The 13,486-nt window shown below is 73.0% G+C and carries 14 protein-coding genes; 5 read left to right on the forward strand and 9 right to left on the reverse strand.

All coding sequences use genetic code 11. The annotated features are described in order from the left end of the window. Positions 1 to 17: 17 nt before the first annotated feature. From rlmJ to ASF58_RS01485, 4 genes are all read right to left on the reverse strand, one after another. Positions 18 to 863, reverse strand: a complete 846-nt coding sequence (rlmJ, locus tag ASF58_RS01470; RefSeq protein WP_055946512.1) for a 23S rRNA (adenine(2030)-N(6))-methyltransferase RlmJ — start codon at positions 861 to 863, stop codon at positions 18 to 20. 64 nt (positions 864 to 927) lie between these two features. Then, complete coding sequence (locus tag ASF58_RS01475; RefSeq protein WP_082512843.1) at positions 928 to 1,533, reverse strand: ribonuclease T2; 606 nt, start codon at positions 1,531 to 1,533, stop codon at positions 928 to 930. A gap of 104 nt (positions 1,534 to 1,637) precedes the next feature. After that, a complete protein-coding gene (locus tag ASF58_RS01480; protein WP_055946514.1) occupies positions 1,638 to 2,105 on the reverse strand; it encodes a hypothetical protein in 468 nt (155 codons plus the stop codon). 151 nt (positions 2,106 to 2,256) lie between these two features. Continuing rightward, positions 2,257 to 3,273: an extensin family protein gene (locus ASF58_RS01485; protein ID WP_055946517.1), complete on the reverse strand. Its 1,017-nt coding sequence runs from the start codon at positions 3,271 to 3,273 to the stop codon at positions 2,257 to 2,259. Between the two features lie 111 nt (positions 3,274 to 3,384). Between ASF58_RS01485 and ASF58_RS01490 the strand changes: the two genes are divergently transcribed. Together ASF58_RS01490 and ASF58_RS01495 are read left to right on the forward strand one after the other, a co-directional pair. After that, positions 3,385 to 4,617: an amidase gene (locus ASF58_RS01490; protein ID WP_055946520.1), complete on the forward strand. Its 1,233-nt coding sequence runs from the start codon at positions 3,385 to 3,387 to the stop codon at positions 4,615 to 4,617. A gap of 79 nt (positions 4,618 to 4,696) precedes the next feature. Beyond that, a complete protein-coding gene (locus ASF58_RS01495) occupies positions 4,697 to 5,464 on the forward strand; it encodes a methyltransferase domain-containing protein (protein ID WP_055946522.1) in 768 nt (255 codons plus the stop codon). 23 nt (positions 5,465 to 5,487) lie between these two features. Here the strand turns inward: ASF58_RS01495 and metW are convergent, their stop codons facing one another. Together metW and ASF58_RS01505 are read right to left on the reverse strand one after the other, a co-directional pair. Beyond that, entirely contained in the window at positions 5,488 to 6,177 is a 690-nt protein-coding gene (gene metW / locus ASF58_RS01500) for a methionine biosynthesis protein MetW (protein WP_055946525.1), read from the reverse strand. Between the two features lie 11 nt (positions 6,178 to 6,188). Then, positions 6,189 to 7,406 (reverse strand): homoserine O-acetyltransferase, encoded by a 1,218-nt coding sequence (locus tag ASF58_RS01505; RefSeq protein WP_055946528.1) that lies wholly within the window; start codon positions 7,404 to 7,406, stop codon positions 6,189 to 6,191. A gap of 360 nt (positions 7,407 to 7,766) precedes the next feature. Here ASF58_RS01505 and ASF58_RS01510 point away from each other — a divergent pair, with 360 nt between their 5' ends. The 3 genes from ASF58_RS01510 to ASF58_RS01520 all read left to right on the forward strand — a co-directional run bounded on the left by ASF58_RS01510 (position 7,767) and on the right by ASF58_RS01520 (position 10,830). Beyond that, positions 7,767 to 8,630 carry a chorismate mutase gene (locus tag ASF58_RS01510; protein ID WP_055946532.1) on the forward strand — a complete coding sequence of 288 codons (864 nt, stop codon included), beginning with the start codon at positions 7,767 to 7,769 and terminating at the stop codon, positions 8,628 to 8,630. 129 nt (positions 8,631 to 8,759) lie between these two features. Continuing rightward, positions 8,760 to 9,896 carry a histidinol-phosphate transaminase gene (locus ASF58_RS01515; protein WP_055946533.1) on the forward strand — a complete coding sequence of 379 codons (1,137 nt, stop codon included), beginning with the start codon at positions 8,760 to 8,762 and terminating at the stop codon, positions 9,894 to 9,896. Further along, positions 9,889 to 10,830: a prephenate/arogenate dehydrogenase family protein gene (locus ASF58_RS01520; protein ID WP_055946536.1), complete on the forward strand. Its 942-nt coding sequence runs from the start codon at positions 9,889 to 9,891 to the stop codon at positions 10,828 to 10,830. Before ASF58_RS01515 ends, ASF58_RS01520 begins: the two co-directional genes overlap by 8 nt. Before the next feature lie 28 nt (positions 10,831 to 10,858). On the opposite strand, the gene ASF58_RS01525 is transcribed toward ASF58_RS01520, so the two are convergent. The 3 genes from ASF58_RS01525 to ASF58_RS01535 all read right to left on the reverse strand — a co-directional run bounded on the left by ASF58_RS01525 (position 10,859) and on the right by ASF58_RS01535 (position 13,473). Beyond that, positions 10,859 to 11,941 carry a DUF2125 domain-containing protein gene (locus ASF58_RS01525; protein WP_055946541.1) on the reverse strand — a complete coding sequence of 361 codons (1,083 nt, stop codon included), beginning with the start codon at positions 11,939 to 11,941 and terminating at the stop codon, positions 10,859 to 10,861. A 162-nt stretch (positions 11,942 to 12,103) separates the two neighbouring features. After that, positions 12,104 to 12,550, reverse strand: coding sequence for a hypothetical protein (locus ASF58_RS01530; protein WP_055946546.1), 447 nt, complete (start codon positions 12,548 to 12,550; stop codon positions 12,104 to 12,106). Positions 12,551 to 12,675: 125 nt separating this feature from the next. Beyond that, positions 12,676 to 13,473, reverse strand: a complete 798-nt coding sequence (locus tag ASF58_RS01535; RefSeq protein ID WP_055946549.1) for a lysophospholipid acyltransferase family protein — start codon at positions 13,471 to 13,473, stop codon at positions 12,676 to 12,678. Positions 13,474 to 13,486 lie beyond the last annotated feature (13 nt).

Below are 13,486 nucleotides of genomic sequence, written 5' to 3' on the forward strand. Positions count from 1 at the left end.
GCTCGGGCGTCCGGGTTTCAGCTCTGCGCGCCGAAGGCCTCGCACCGGAACGCGCCGTAATCGGTACGGGCCAGGCGCTCGGCCAGGGCCGGCAGGAACAGCATCGCCTCCTCGCCGAGGCGCCAGGGCGGGTTGATGACCACGAGGCCGGTGCCGTTGAGCCGGGTCGGGTCGGGCTCGGAGACCATCAGGTCGAGGCGCAGGGCCGGGCGGGCGAGGTCGTGGTCGAGCTGGGCCACCATGTGGTCGACCTTGGCGACGTCCTTGATCGGGTACCAGCCGAGATAGATGCCGGTCGGCCACTTGCGCGCCGCCTTGGCGAGGGCCGCCCCAAGACGGTCGATCTCGCCGAGCTCCTCGTAGGGCGGGTCGATCAGGACGAGGCCGCGGCGCTCCGGGGGCGGGATCATCGCGTTGAGCGCCGTCCAGCCGTCGAGATGCATCACCTTCGACAGGGAATCCTGGTTGAAGCGCGCCCGCAGGGTCTCGGCATCGGCCGGGTGCAGCTCCACGAAGACGCCCTGGTCGGTGGGGCGCAGGAACTCGCGGATGAGCGCGGGCGAGCCCGGATAGGTGTCGGCCCCGTGCCGGGCCTGGACCGCCGCCACCGCCTCGCGATAGGGGGCGAGCAGGACCTCCACGGCCTCGGGAAACGGCGTCGCGAGACGGCCCCAGCCCTCGTGCCACTCGCCCGTACGCCCGGCCTCGTCGGCGGTGAGGTCGTAGAAGCCGAGGCCGGCATGGGTGTCGATCGCCCGGAACCCCGTGGGCTTCAGGCAGAGATGGGCCAGCACGCGGCTGAGCACGAGGTGCTTCAGGACGTCGGCGAAGTTGCCGGCGTGGAAGGCGTGACGGTAATTCATGAGGTCCGGGCCTGTCTCAGCGCACGCCCCGGCGGTCCCGCCCGGGGTCGAAGCGCGGCATCATCTACCGCGCGGCGTCGATGGCAACCGCGCCGGCGCGGCAATTCTGGCGGGCCACCTCGGGGCAGGGGGTGAAGCCGCGCAGGTCCTTGGCAAAGCAGATCCGGACCTCCTGAAGCTGGCCGCCCCGGCAGGTCACCGACATCATGTCGGGGCGCAGGCCCCGGTTGGCCGCCACGAACTGCCGGGCGATGTCGATCGGCGCCATCCGGGTGTCACGCTCGGGGGCCTTGAAGGCGTCCGGGATGGTCACCGCCGCCCGGGCGTCGCGGGCCGCCTGGAAATACGAGACCGGATCGAGGCCCGAGCAGGTGCCGTGGCTGCGCCACTCGTGCCGCGCCAGGCCCTCGCTCGGATAGACCTGGCCCGCCACCTCGATCGCCTGCCGGGTCGGCGAACGCTCGACCGAGGCGCAGTTCGAGGGATAGCCGCGGGTGTATTGCGGCCAGAGTCCGTGCACCACGAAGCCGAGTCCGCGGCCCGGACGGCACTGCCCTTCCGCCTCGCGCCGGGCACCCGGCCCCTCGCAATAGGTCGGCGACCAGGACAGGGCCAGGACGTAGAAGTCGAACGTGCCCGGGGTGCCGCCGCGCTTGAAGCCCTGCGCCATCGCCGGCGGAGCCGCGGCCCCCTGGGCCAGCGTCAGCGTCAGCGTCAAGGCGGCCGAGGCGACCGAGGCGAGGCGCCCTGCGTTCCGGCGCCGGGCGCTCGGGCTCACGGACGGGCTTCGCGGCAGGCCGAGGAATAAGCGTAGGCGAGGTTGCGATCGAGGCCGTGGACGCAGAACTCGATGCCCCAGTCGGCCCCGATGATGCCGAGCCCGTCGCGCACCGAGTAATCCACCTTGCGGCGGATACCGTCGGAGGTGGTGGCCACGGCGCTGCAGAAGCGGCGCGGGACGTAGTCGAGGCCCCAGGGGCGCCACGCCGTGCGCTCGATGTGCTCGTAGCGCAGGATGGTGAGGGAGGAGTTCCAGAACTTCGCCTCCTTCTCGGCGAAGTGCGACGAGAGCCGCTCCAGCACCTCGGGGGCTTGGCAGCCGGGGATGTCGGCGTCGTAGTTGAACTCGCGCTCCTCGGCCGGGGTGATCTCCTCGCGGCCGGAGCGGGCGAGGGCCGGCTGGAGGGCGCCCGCCAGCACGAGGCCGAGGGCGAAGGCGGTGGAGAGGGGATTCGGGCGCATGCCGGCGTCTTTGTTCCGCTGGAGTCCGTGACACGTCCCGGAACGATGGCGGCTCGGTCCGCCCTGTCAAGCATGAGGCCGGGGGCGGCGTCGCTTTCCGCGGCCCCTGGGGTGCGCCGGGCACACCCCGAAGGCGGGACCGGGGCGGCCTTCAGTAGATCGGTTCGGCGAGGCCGGGCGCGGCGAGCGAGAGCGGCTCGGCGGCGAAATCCTCCGGGGGGAGGGCGGTCGCGACCCGGGGCGCCGGGGCGCGCGGCACCGGACCCCGCGGGGCGGCGGCGTAGGCCACCGCCGGCGCGGACGGGCGGACGGGGGCCGATCCGTGGCTGAGCTGCGTGGCCGGGGCCCGGGCGGGCTGGCGCGCCGACATCGGGGTGACGCCGTAGGGATCGTCCTCCTCGACATCGATCGGGGCCTGCGGCGGGGCGGGCAGGCGCTCGGGCGGACGGGGACGGGCCGTGGCGCGCGGGACGCCGTCGGCGCCGAGCTGCGGCGTGAACTTGATCAGCGGCTGGCAGATCCGGCGCAGGCCGCGGGGGTCGTGGCGGGCGAGGTCGACGTGGATGTGGTCGTAGTGGAACACGTTCGAGCCAGGCGCCAGCACGGTGGAGAACCGGGCGCAGGCCCCGAGGAAGACCTCGCGCAGGAAGCCCTGCTCGGCCTCGGTGCCGCGCCAGCCGCCCTTGACGGTGATGACGTAGCCGTCCGCGAGCTTGAACGACATGATGTCGAGGGCATTGCCGAAGGAATGCTCGGAGAGCTTGGCGCCGGCCTGGTTGTTGCGGCCGCGGCAGGCATAGGTGCCGGCGTTGATCTCGGCCACGGGCTGGCCGAAATACAGGTTCGCGGCGGGCTGGATCGTATCGGCGAGCCAGGCCTCGGCCTCGGTCAGGGCCGGGCAGGCCAGGGTCACCCGCTGCTTCAGGGCGACGGTGCCCCGCCCGAGGCGCGTGACGCGGTAGGGCTGCAGCATGCCGCAGACGCCCGGCCCGCTGATCTCCTTGACGGGGGTGACGAACTCCGTCGTCTCGACCAGACGCTTGGCGTTGCAGGCCTGCTCGGTCTGGTCACGCCACGCCTCGCGCTGCTCAAACTTGTTGAGTGCACAGCCGGTGAGGCCCGCGCCGAACAGCGTCAGGGCCGAGAACGCGAATACGCTACGCCACATGATGCGGACGATGCGCCGGGTTCCGTAAACGTTGCGTCAACGATGCGGCGGTGCGCGGCATCCCTGTGGACGGGTGTTGACAGACGGCGGCCGAGGCCGGACCAAGCCCCCATGCTGTCCCTCGTCGATCTCCGCACCCGCATCGCTGCCGGCACCCTCGACCCCGCCGGCGCCATCCGCCTCGCCGAAGTCGCCATCGCGGCCCGCGACCCCGGCATCGGGGCGATCGTCAGCCAAAATCCCGCTCCGGCGATCGCCGGCTCAGGGCCGCTGGCGGGCATCGCCGTGGGGGTCAAGGACATCATCGACACCGCCGACCTGCCGACGCAGATGGGGTCGCCGATCTACGCCGGCTGGCAGCCCAAGGCGGATGCCGCCATCGTGGCGCGGCTCCGGGCCCTGGGCGCCGTACCCCTGGTCAAGACCAGCACCTCCCCCTTCGCCAGCCACGACCCCACCGCGACGGTGAACCCGCGCGACCCCGGCCACACGCCCGGCGGCTCCTCGGCCGGCTCGGCCGCGGCGGTCGCCGCCGGGATGGTGCCCCTGGCGCTGGGCACCCAGACCGGCGGCTCGGTGATCCGCCCGGCGGCCTTCTGCGGCGTGGCGGCGATCAAGCCCTCGTTCCGGCTCCTGCCGACGGTCGGCGTGAAGACCTTCTCCTGGGCCCTCGACACCGTCGGCCTGTTCGGCGCCGGCATCCGCGACATCGCCCAGGGCCTGAGCCTGATCGCCGACCGACCCGCCCTGGACCTCGACGCGGCCCCCGGGGCCCCGCGTCTCGGCCTCTGCCTCCAGGACTTCGCGGAGGCCCCCGACCCGGACGCCCTGGCCGCCCTGCACCGGGCCGCCCGCGCGGCCGAGGCTGCCGGCGCCCGGCTGGTCGACCTCGTCCTGCCGGATCCGCTGCCGGAGGCCTGGGCGCAGCACGCGGTCATCCAGGACTACGAGGCCCGCCAGGCGCTGGCCTGGGAATACGCCCACCATCGGGCGCAGCTCAGTCCGGAACTCGGCGAGCAGCTCGACGCGGCCCAGGACTTGGTCGCCGCCCAGTACGACGCGGCGCGCCGCGCGGCGCACCGGGCCCGGCGGGCCTTGAAGGACCTGTTCGGGGCGTTCGACGCGATCCTGACCCTGTCGGCCCCGGGTCGGGCACCCGCCGGTCTCGGCACCACGGGCGACGCGCGCTTCAACCGGCTCTGGACCCTGATGGGCGTGCCCTGCGTCACCGTCCCGGTTCCCGGGGACGGCCTGCCCCTGGGCGTTCAGGTCGTCGCCCGCTTCGGCGACGACGGCCGGGCGCTCGCCGTGGCACGGATGATCGAACACGCCCTGGCGGCGTAAGCGCCTCGGACGCCTTGCGCCCACCAGACCGAACGACGACCGCCCCACGTTCCTGCCCGTGCCACAGACGATCGCCCCGATGCATTCCTGGAAACAGGCCGTGGCCCGGGCCTTCGACGGGGCCGAGGGCTATGACGGCGCAGCGACGATCCAGGCCCTGGTGGCGGAGCGCCTGGCCCGGCGCCTCGAAGCCGAGCCCCTGCCGCCGGAGCCGCGCATCCTCGAGATCGGCTGCGGCACCGGCCTGCTGACCGCGCACCTGCGCCGGCGCCTGCCGAAGGGCGTTCTCGTCGCCTCGGACCTCGCCCCCGCCATGGTGCAGCGCTGCCGCACCCGTCTCGCCGGAACGGCGGGCCTGCGCTTCGTCGTCATGGATGCCGAGCGGCCGGCCTGCGCGCCGGGTTTCGACCTCATCGCGTCGAGCCTCGCCGCACAGTGGTTCGAGGACCTGTCCGGAACGCTGGCGGGCCTCGCCGCGCTGCTGGCGCCCGGGGGCCTGCTGGCGGTGGCGACGCTGAGTGCGGGCACCTTCGCCGAGTGGCGGGCGGCGCACGCGGCGCTGGGCCTGGAGGCGGCGACGCCCGTCTATCCGTCCCTCCGGGACCTCGCCGCGCTGGCCTGTCCCGGCTGCACCCTCGCGGTCTCCGCGGAGCCCGTGGTGGAGGCCCATGCCGATGGCCGGGCCTTCCTGGGTTCGCTGCGGGCCATCGGTGCCGGCACGCCCGGGGCGTCGCGGACGCTCTCGCCGGGGGCGATGCGGCGGGTGCTGCGCGCATTCGAGGCGAGGGGCGCGCAGGTCACCTACGAGGTCGCGACCCTGCTCATCCGGCGCGACCCACGGGGTTAGGGGTTTTCACGTGCAACAGCGGATCAGACCGCCGGCTTGGTGTCGCCGCTCGTGCCGCCCCGTCGCAGCAGGAACACGCCCTGCGCGCCCATCAGGTTCCAGACCCACCAGGGCATCGCGAAGCGCATCGGCCGGCCGCTGGCATTGAGGGCGGTGGCCTTCTCGATCTCGGCATTCACCGTCCGGCACAGGCCGACGAAGTCGCGGATCGTGCAGTGATGGATGTTCTGCGTCTCGTACCATTCCTCGGGCATCAGGGCGGTGACCGGCATGCGGCCGCGCAGGGCCAGCTCGGAGCGCACCCGCCAGTGGCCGAAATTCGGGAACGAGATGATGACCTGCCGGCCGATGCGCAGCAGGTGCTCCAGCACGATGCGGGGGTTGCGCGTCGCCTGGATGGTCTGGGACAGGACGACCACGTCGAAGGCGTCGTCGGGATAGTTCGCCAGATCGGTGTCGGCATCCCCCTGGATCACCGGCAGGCCCCGGGCGAGGCAGGCGTTCACGCCTTCCCGCGACAGCTCGATGCCGCGCCCGTCGACGCCGCGCCGGTCACGGAGCAGGGCGAGCAGGGCGCCGTCGCCGCAGCCGATGTCGAGGACCCGGGCGTTCGCCGGCACGAGGTCGAGCACCACGAGGTGGTCGACCCGGGTGCTGCCGGCCTCGCCGTGGGGCAGCGTCTCCGCCGCTTCCCAGGGCCGGTGGGCGGACATCCCCGATCCCGTCACAGGCCGCGGGCCCGGGCGGCGGCGTCGATGTAGCCGCGCGCGGCGGCGAACATCGCCGGCTCGTCGAGGAGGAAGGCGTCGTGACCCTTGTCGCTCTCGACCTCCACGAAGGCGACCGGGGCGGAGGCCGCGTTCAGAGCATGGACGATGGCGCGGGATTCGGAGGTCGGGAACAGCCAGTCGGAGGTGAAGGAGATCACGCAGAACCGCGTCCTGGTGCCCTTGAAGGCTTTGGCCAGCACGCCGCCCTGGTCGGCCGCGAGGTCGAAATAGTCCATCGCCCGGGTGAGGTAGAGATAGGCGTTGGCGTCGAAGCGCTCGACGAAGCTCAGGCCCTGGTGCCGCAGGTAGCTCTCGATCTGGAAGTCGGCATTGAACGAGAAGGTCGGTGCCGAGCCGCCCTGGAAGCGGCGGCCGAACTTGCGGTGCAGGGCCGGCTCCGACAGGTAGGTGATGTGCGCGCCCATGCGGGCGACGCCGAGGCCCTTGGCCGGCCGGGTGCCGGCCTCGAGGTAGCGCCCCTCCGCCCAGGCGGGGTCGGCCATGATCGCCTGCCGGCCGACCTCGTGAAAGGCGATGTTCTGCGCCGAGTGGCGGGGCCCCGTGGCGATCGGCATCGCGGCGAAGACCCGCTCGGGGTAGCTCGCCGCCCATTGCAGCACCTGCATGCCGCCCATGGAGCCGCCGATGCAGAGGAACAGGTCGCGGATGCCGAGCCGGTCGAGCAGCATCGCCTGCGCCCGGACCATGTCGCGGATGGTCACCAGCGGGAAGTCGAGGCCGTAGGCCCGGCCCGTGGCTGGATCGATCGAGGCCGGGCCGGTGGAGCCCATGCACGAGCCGATGACGTTCGAGCAGACGACGAAGTAGCGGTCGGTGTCCACGGGCTTGCCCGGCCCCACCAGGGTCTCCCACCAGCCGCGCTTGCCCGTCACCGGATGGGTGTGGGCGAAGTGCTGGTCGCCCGTGAGCGCGTGGCAGATCAGGACGGCGTTGGAGCGGTCCGCATTGAGGGTGCCCGCCGTCTGGTAGGCGATCTGGAAGGGCGCGAGCTGCACGCCGGCATCCATCGCCAGGGGCTCGTCCAGGCCGAACTGCGCCACGAGGCCCCTGGGCTCGCGGGCCTGGGACAGCTCGGCGCCCGGCGCGTCGGCGCGCGCCGATTCGTCTTCGGGCGTGCCTGGCTTGAGGGCGGTATCCAGCGACATGGTCATGAAACGGGTTGGAGGAGACGGCGCGTCGGTCCGGGCGGGACGGAAGGGACGGCTCGGCGTGCCATCCGCAGAGAAGACCATGCGTCGTGAGGCGTTCAGGTAGTGTGCGCTCCCTCACGCGTCAACGAAAGGGCGCCCGCGCCACGCTTGGCCCGCACCCGGGCCGCCCCTCGGTTTCAGAAGCACCCGGTCGATCCGGTTCCGGGCAAACGGCTCTGGCCCTTCGGCGCGCGCGATCGTAGACCGGGCGGCGGCGCTTGGGAGGCGAGACCCCGGCGCCGGCTCCCCCGATCGTCCCCACCGCACCCGCCCACCGCACCCGCCCACCGCACCCGCCCACCGCACCCGCGCGAGCCCCCGATGCGCTTCACGACCAGACCCGCGCCGCCCCTCGACAACCTCGGCGACCTGCGCGCCGAGATCGATCGGATCGACGCCGAGATGCATGCCCTGCTGATCCAGCGCGGGTCGATCATCGACCGGCTGATCGCGGTCAAGCGCACCTCGGCCAGCGGCTCGGCTTTCCGGCCCGGGCGCGAGGCCTCGATGATGCGGCGCGTCGCCGAGCGCCATCGCGGGCTCCTGCCCCTCGACACCGTGGAGGGGATCTGGCGCGTCATCATCGCCACCTTCACCTACGTGCAGGCGCCGTTCTCGGTCCATGCCGACATCTCGGGCGGGGATGCGCCGATGCGCGATTCCGCTCGCTTCCATTTCGGCTTCACGGTGCCCTACCGGCCCCACCCCACCTGTCTCGCGGTGATCGAGGCGGTGGCCGCCTCCCGCGGCGACCTCGGCATCTTCCGCCTCGATCCCGACGGCTCGGGCCCGTCGACCGAGGCCGCGCCCTGGTGGGAAGGGCTCGTCGGCGCGGGCCGGCCCAAGGTCATCGCGCGCCTGCCCTTCATCGAGCGGCCCACCCACCCGGCCGGCACCCCGGTCTTCGTGGTCTCGAACCCGCTGGACGATCCGGCCGCGGCCCAGCGCGACTGGGTCCTGCACGCCACCCGCGTCGCCGCCTGGGAGCCGGAGGCCATGCGCGCCCTGCAGGACCTCTACGGCGAGGTCGTCGCCCGCGCTCCGGGGCCGGGCGGCCACGGCCTGCTCCTCGCCGTCCCCGGCGGGGTCAGCGCCCGACAGCTGCGCGAGGCCCTGACCCGGGCGGGCGCCGCGCCCGAGACCCTCGAGGAGATCGGCAGCCACGCGGCCCGCTTCCGGGTTTAAGGCGGGCAGGTCCGACGCGGGCAGGTCCGAGGCGCGCGAGTCCGCGGAACAGGGCCCGCTCGCAAAGCCGGGCCAGCTTTGTTAGACGGGCGCTTCGCCGACCCACCGGCGGCCGCCAGGTCCACCTCCATGTCCTCGTCCATATCCTCCGCCCCCGTCGCTCCCGCACGCCCGGTGCCCCGTCCCGGCGTTCTTGCCATCGAGGCCTACGTGCCCGGCAAGAGCGGCGCGCCCGGCCATGCCAAGGTGCACAAGCTCTCCTCGAACGAGACCCCGCTCGGCCCGAGCCCGAAGGCGGTGGCGGCGATGCGGGCGGAAGCGGCCAAGCTCGAACTCTACCCGGAGGGCACCGCGCGGGTGCTGCGCGAGGCGATCGCCACCCGCTACGGCCTCGACCCGGCGCGGATCGTCTGCGGCGCGGGCTCGGACGAGCTCCTGTCCTTCCTGGCCTACGCCTATCTCGGGGCCGGCGACGAGGGGATCTTCACCGAGCACGGCTTCCTGGTCTACCGGATCGCGATCCTGGCCGCGGGCGGCACCCCCGTGGTGGTGGCGGAGCGCGACCTGCGCGCCGATGTCGACGCGCTGCTGGCCGCCGTCACGCCGCGCACCAAGATCGTCTACCTCGCCAACCCCAACAACCCGACCGGCACCTACCTGCCCTTCGACGCGATCCGGCGCCTGCATGCGGGCCTGCCGCCCCACGTCCTCCTCGTCCTCGACGGCGCCTACGCGGAATACGTGCGGGCGAACGACTACAGCGCCGGCCTCGACCTCGTGCTGGAGGCCAACAACGTCGTGATGACCCGGACCTTCTCGAAGATCCACGGGCTGGCCGCCCTCCGCATCGGCTGGATGGTCGGCCCCGCCGAGGTGGTCGACGCGGTCAACCGCATCCGGGGACCCTTCAACCTATCGGGAGCCGGCATCGCCGCGGGCGCCGCCGCCATCGCGGACGACGTGCACGTGGCCGCGGCCGTCGCCCACAACGACACCTGGCTCGCCGCGATGACGCAGGCCGTGCAGGCGCTCGGCCTCACCGTGACCCCGAGCGTCGCGAACTTCATCCTCGTCCACTTCCCCGACGCGCCGGGCCGGACGGCCGCCGAGGCCGACACGTTCCTCTCCGCCCGGGGCGTCATCACCCGGCGGGTCTCGTCCTACGGGCTGCCCCACGCCCTGCGCGTCACCATCGGCGGCGCGGAGGCGAACACCGCCTTCCTCGACGGCCTGACCGCCTTCGTGCGGGGCGAGAGCCGTGGCTGAGAGCGACGCGCCTCCCCTGGAGACCCTGGCCATCGTCGGCCTCGGGCTGATCGGTTCCTCGATCGCCCGGGGCGCCCGGCAGTTCGGCCTCGCCCGGCGCATCGTCGCCGTCGACCGCGATGCCGCGGTGCTGGAGCGCGTGCGCGCGCTCGGCCTCGCGGACATCGCCACCGACGACCTCGCCGCCGGCGTGGCGGAGGCCGACCTCGTCATCCTGTGCGTGCCGGTGGGCGCCGTCGGCGCGGTGGCGGAGATCATGGGGCCCGCCCTGAAGCCGGGCGCCATCGTGTCGGATGTCGGCTCGGTCAAGGCCTCGGTGGTGGCGGCCGTCACGCCGCACCTGCCCGCCGGCGTCCCGTTCGTGCCGGCTCACCCCGTGGCCGGCACCGAGTATTCCGGCCCGGATGCGGGTTTCTCGACCCTGTTCTCCGGGCGCTGGTGCATCCTCACCCCCGCCGCGGACACCGATCCGGCCGCGACCGCGCGGGTCCAGGCGTTCTGGGAGGGTCTGCGCGCCATCGTCGAGACGATGACGCCGGAGCATCACGACCTCGTCCTGGCCATCACCAGCCACGTGCCGCACCTCATCGCCTACAACATCGTCGGCACCGCCGCCGACCTCGAGGCGGTGACCCAGTCCGAGGTGATCAAGTTCTCCGCCGGCGGCTTCCGCGACTTCACCCGCATCGCCGCCTCCGACCCGACCATGTGGCGGGACGTGTTCCTGACCAACAAGGACGCGGTGCTGGAGATGCTGGGGCGCTTCAACGAGGACCTGGCGGCGCTGGCCCGGGCGATCCGCTGGGGCGATGGCGAGGCCCTGCACGACCTCTTCACCCGCACCCGCGCCATCCGCCGGGGCATCGTCGCCATGGGCCAGGAGACGGCCGAGGCCGATTTCGGCCGCGGCCGCCCGAGCGACCCCGCGGCCTGAGGCTCATCCCCCCGGCGCGGGCGGCCGCTCAGTAGAGCGGCGGCAGCTGCACGTTGGGGATCGGAAACGGCCCGAGCGTCAGGCGGCCCTCGGCGAGGCGCAGGGGCGGCAGGGGCTTGAGGGCATCGTCGGCCGGGGCCGCGACGCCCGCTTCGGCACTGGCCTGGCTGCGGCGACCGAGGAGCTGGCCGACGAGGCTGCCGATCAGCGCGCCCTTCTCGGCCCCGAAGCGCTGGCCCATGACCTGGCCGACCAGCGCCTCGACGCCGGCCGCACGCAGATCGAGCTGGCCCTGGAGCCGATGCGCGGTGTCGAGATCGAGGCGGCCCTTCGCCTGGAGCCGGCGCTCGCCCTTGGCGAGGGAGAGGAGCGCGATGTCGAGGCCGCCGCCGGCCTGGCGCCAGTCCTCCAGCTCCTTCGCCACGGTGCCGGTGTCGAGGCTGGTGGCGCGGCTCACGGTGGCGTCGAGGGCGAGATCGGCCGGATCGGCATTGCCGAGGGCGGCGTCGACCAGGGGCAGGCGGATGCGGTTCACCCGCAGGCTGGTGTCGATGGCCCCCTCCGATTCGAAGCGTCCCGGGGTCGGACGGGCGTGGAGCTCGAAGTGCTGGGTCTCGAACGCGATCGGCTCGGGGCCAGCGCCGCGCACCACGCCCTTGGCGCCGTCGGCCACCACGGAGGCGCGCACGAAGCCGTCGGACGCGCCGTGGAAGCTGCCCTCCAGGGAGGTCCAGGTCGCGTCCGCCGTGAGGTCGCCCTGCTCGACGTGGAACGGGCCCCCGACTTCGAGGATGCCTCGACGGGGCTGGTAGACCTGGGTCACGGCCGTGACCGGGCCGAGGGTGAAGCGGCTGTCGGAGCGGCTGAAGGCCAGGGAGGCGCAGCGCAGCTCGATGCGGAACGGGTAGCCGGTGATGCTGCGGTCGGCGCAGGTCCAGGTCCGGCCCGCGGCCGCTTCCTGGGCGATCCAGCCATCCATCTCGGAGGCGGCCCGGTGGCGGATGTAGAACCATCCGAGCGACCAGGCGATCACGAGGACGGCGAGGAGAATGTAGGGAACGAACAGCCCCTTGCGCGAGTGGGGACGGGTCGGAGTCGGGCTCTGCGCCATCGCGTGTCGGTATCCTGCGCTCGCGTCACGGGCCTGCGGCCCTCGTCGGGGCAGCCCGGGTGCAAGGCTTGGCAGGGTCTCGGCGGCGAAAGCATGGCAGGGCCGCCATGGCGCCGCAAAACGCGAAGCCGTGAAGTCAGCGGAGCGAGCGCTCCGCCGCGATCAGTTCGCGGCGTCGGCCTTCTGCTCGCTGCCGAGATCGGCCACGATAGCCTCGCGCTCGGCCTCGTCCTCGGCCAGCCGGTGGACGTGCATCTCGGTCGCGCCCTTGTGCCGGGCCCGGGCGATCCAGTTCCGATGCAGGCGTTCCCGCGGGCTCTGCCCGGCGGAGGCGACCGAGACCAGTTCGCCGACACCCGAGGCGTCGCGGCGCACGGCCATCACCACGGCCTCGCCCATGTCGTCGAGCTCGGGCTCGGCCAGCTCGTGGATGCCGACCACGTAGCGGCGGCCGGACCGGCCGCGCCAGGCGCTCAGCACCAGGGCGGGGGTCCCCCGCAGACCGGCCGTCGTCCTCAGGCGTTCCTCGCGCACTTCCTGTCTCCGGGCTCGATCGTCCTTCAGGTCGCGCAGTGCGGCCGACCAGGACAGGGCTCTCTTGTTCGCCATTTGTTCCACATTAATCTTAACGGTTCGTTGGCGTCAAGGACGACGCCTCGGCCTCCAATGAGATGGGGATGACGGGAGTTATCCACAAGTCGTGCACAGGGCCGAAACGGCCCCGGGGACCCCCTTCAGGCGACGGGCGATCCGTTCCGAGGAGCCTTGGCCGGAGACGCCGGGAGGGCTTCCGGAACCGGGTGCCCCGCCGCCGCGAGTTCGCTCCGGCCGGCGGCCAGCAGCGCGTCGGAGGCGGTCTCGATCCGGCCCTGGACCAGCTCCAGGAAACGCGCCCGGTCCAGGCCGGGCGGGATCGGGGACAGGAACTCGATCACCGAGGTGCCGGGCCGGCGGATCAGGCGGCGGCGGGGCCAGTGCAGGCCGGTGTTGAGGGCGACCGGCAGGCAGGGCACGCCGAGGGCGGCGTACAGGTGGGTGATGCCGAGCTTGTAGGCGGGGGGCGCGCCGGGCGGGCGGCGGGTGCCCTCGGGGAAGATGATGAGCTGGCGCTCGTCCCGGATGGCCTGGGCGGCGGCCTCGTTCATGGCGACCATCGCCCGGGCGCCCTTGCTGCGGTCGATGGCGACCATGCCGGAGCGCGAGAGGAACCACCCGATCAGCGGGATCCAGAGCAGCTCGCGCTTGAGGATGTAGGCGAAGTCCGGAAAGGCCGTGACGAGGGCCAGGGTCTCCAGGGCCGACTGGTGCTTGGCCGCCACCAGGAGAGGGCCGGGCGGGATGTTCTCGACGCCCCGGAACTCCACCGTGATGCCGCCCACCACCCGCAGGAGCCACAGGGTGACCCGACCCCAGAGCTGAGCCAGCCGGATCACCCCCCGCCGGGAGACGAGGGTCGGCAGCCCACCGATCGCGATGAGGGTGGTGGCGACGTAGAAGGCGAGGTTGAACGCGAGGGAGCGGACGAGGAGCATCGGGAACCTGGAT

Origin of the sequence: Methylobacterium sp. Leaf125 (assembly GCF_001423085.1) — a bacterium.
In the GTDB taxonomy this organism is placed as follows: Bacteria; Pseudomonadota; Alphaproteobacteria; order Rhizobiales; family Beijerinckiaceae; genus Methylobacterium.

Coding starts and splice junctions, on each gene's coding strand:
- rlmJ (WP_055946512.1), bottom strand. CDS start 863: ATGAATTACCGTCACGCCTTCCACGCCGGCAACTTCGCCGACGTCCTG.
- ASF58_RS01475 (WP_082512843.1), bottom strand. CDS start 1,533: ATGGCGCAGGGCTTCAAGCGCGGCGGCACCCCGGGCACGTTCGACTTC.
- ASF58_RS01480 (WP_055946514.1), bottom strand. CDS start 2,105: ATGCGCCCGAATCCCCTCTCCACCGCCTTCGCCCTCGGCCTCGTGCTG.
- ASF58_RS01485 (WP_055946517.1), bottom strand. CDS start 3,273: ATGTGGCGTAGCGTATTCGCGTTCTCGGCCCTGACGCTGTTCGGCGCG.
- ASF58_RS01490 (WP_055946520.1), top strand. CDS start 3,385: ATGCTGTCCCTCGTCGATCTCCGCACCCGCATCGCTGCCGGCACCCTC.
- ASF58_RS01495 (WP_055946522.1), top strand. CDS start 4,697: ATGCATTCCTGGAAACAGGCCGTGGCCCGGGCCTTCGACGGGGCCGAG.
- metW (WP_055946525.1), bottom strand. CDS start 6,177: ATGTCCGCCCACCGGCCCTGGGAAGCGGCGGAGACGCTGCCCCACGGC.
- ASF58_RS01505 (WP_055946528.1), bottom strand. CDS start 7,406: ATGACCATGTCGCTGGATACCGCCCTCAAGCCAGGCACGCCCGAAGAC.
- ASF58_RS01510 (WP_055946532.1), top strand. CDS start 7,767: ATGCGCTTCACGACCAGACCCGCGCCGCCCCTCGACAACCTCGGCGAC.
- ASF58_RS01515 (WP_055946533.1), top strand. CDS start 8,760: ATGTCCTCGTCCATATCCTCCGCCCCCGTCGCTCCCGCACGCCCGGTG.
- ASF58_RS01525 (WP_055946541.1), bottom strand. CDS start 11,941: ATGGCGCAGAGCCCGACTCCGACCCGTCCCCACTCGCGCAAGGGGCTG.
- ASF58_RS01530 (WP_055946546.1), bottom strand. CDS start 12,550: ATGGCGAACAAGAGAGCCCTGTCCTGGTCGGCCGCACTGCGCGACCTG.
- ASF58_RS01535 (WP_055946549.1), bottom strand. CDS start 13,473: ATGCTCCTCGTCCGCTCCCTCGCGTTCAACCTCGCCTTCTACGTCGCC.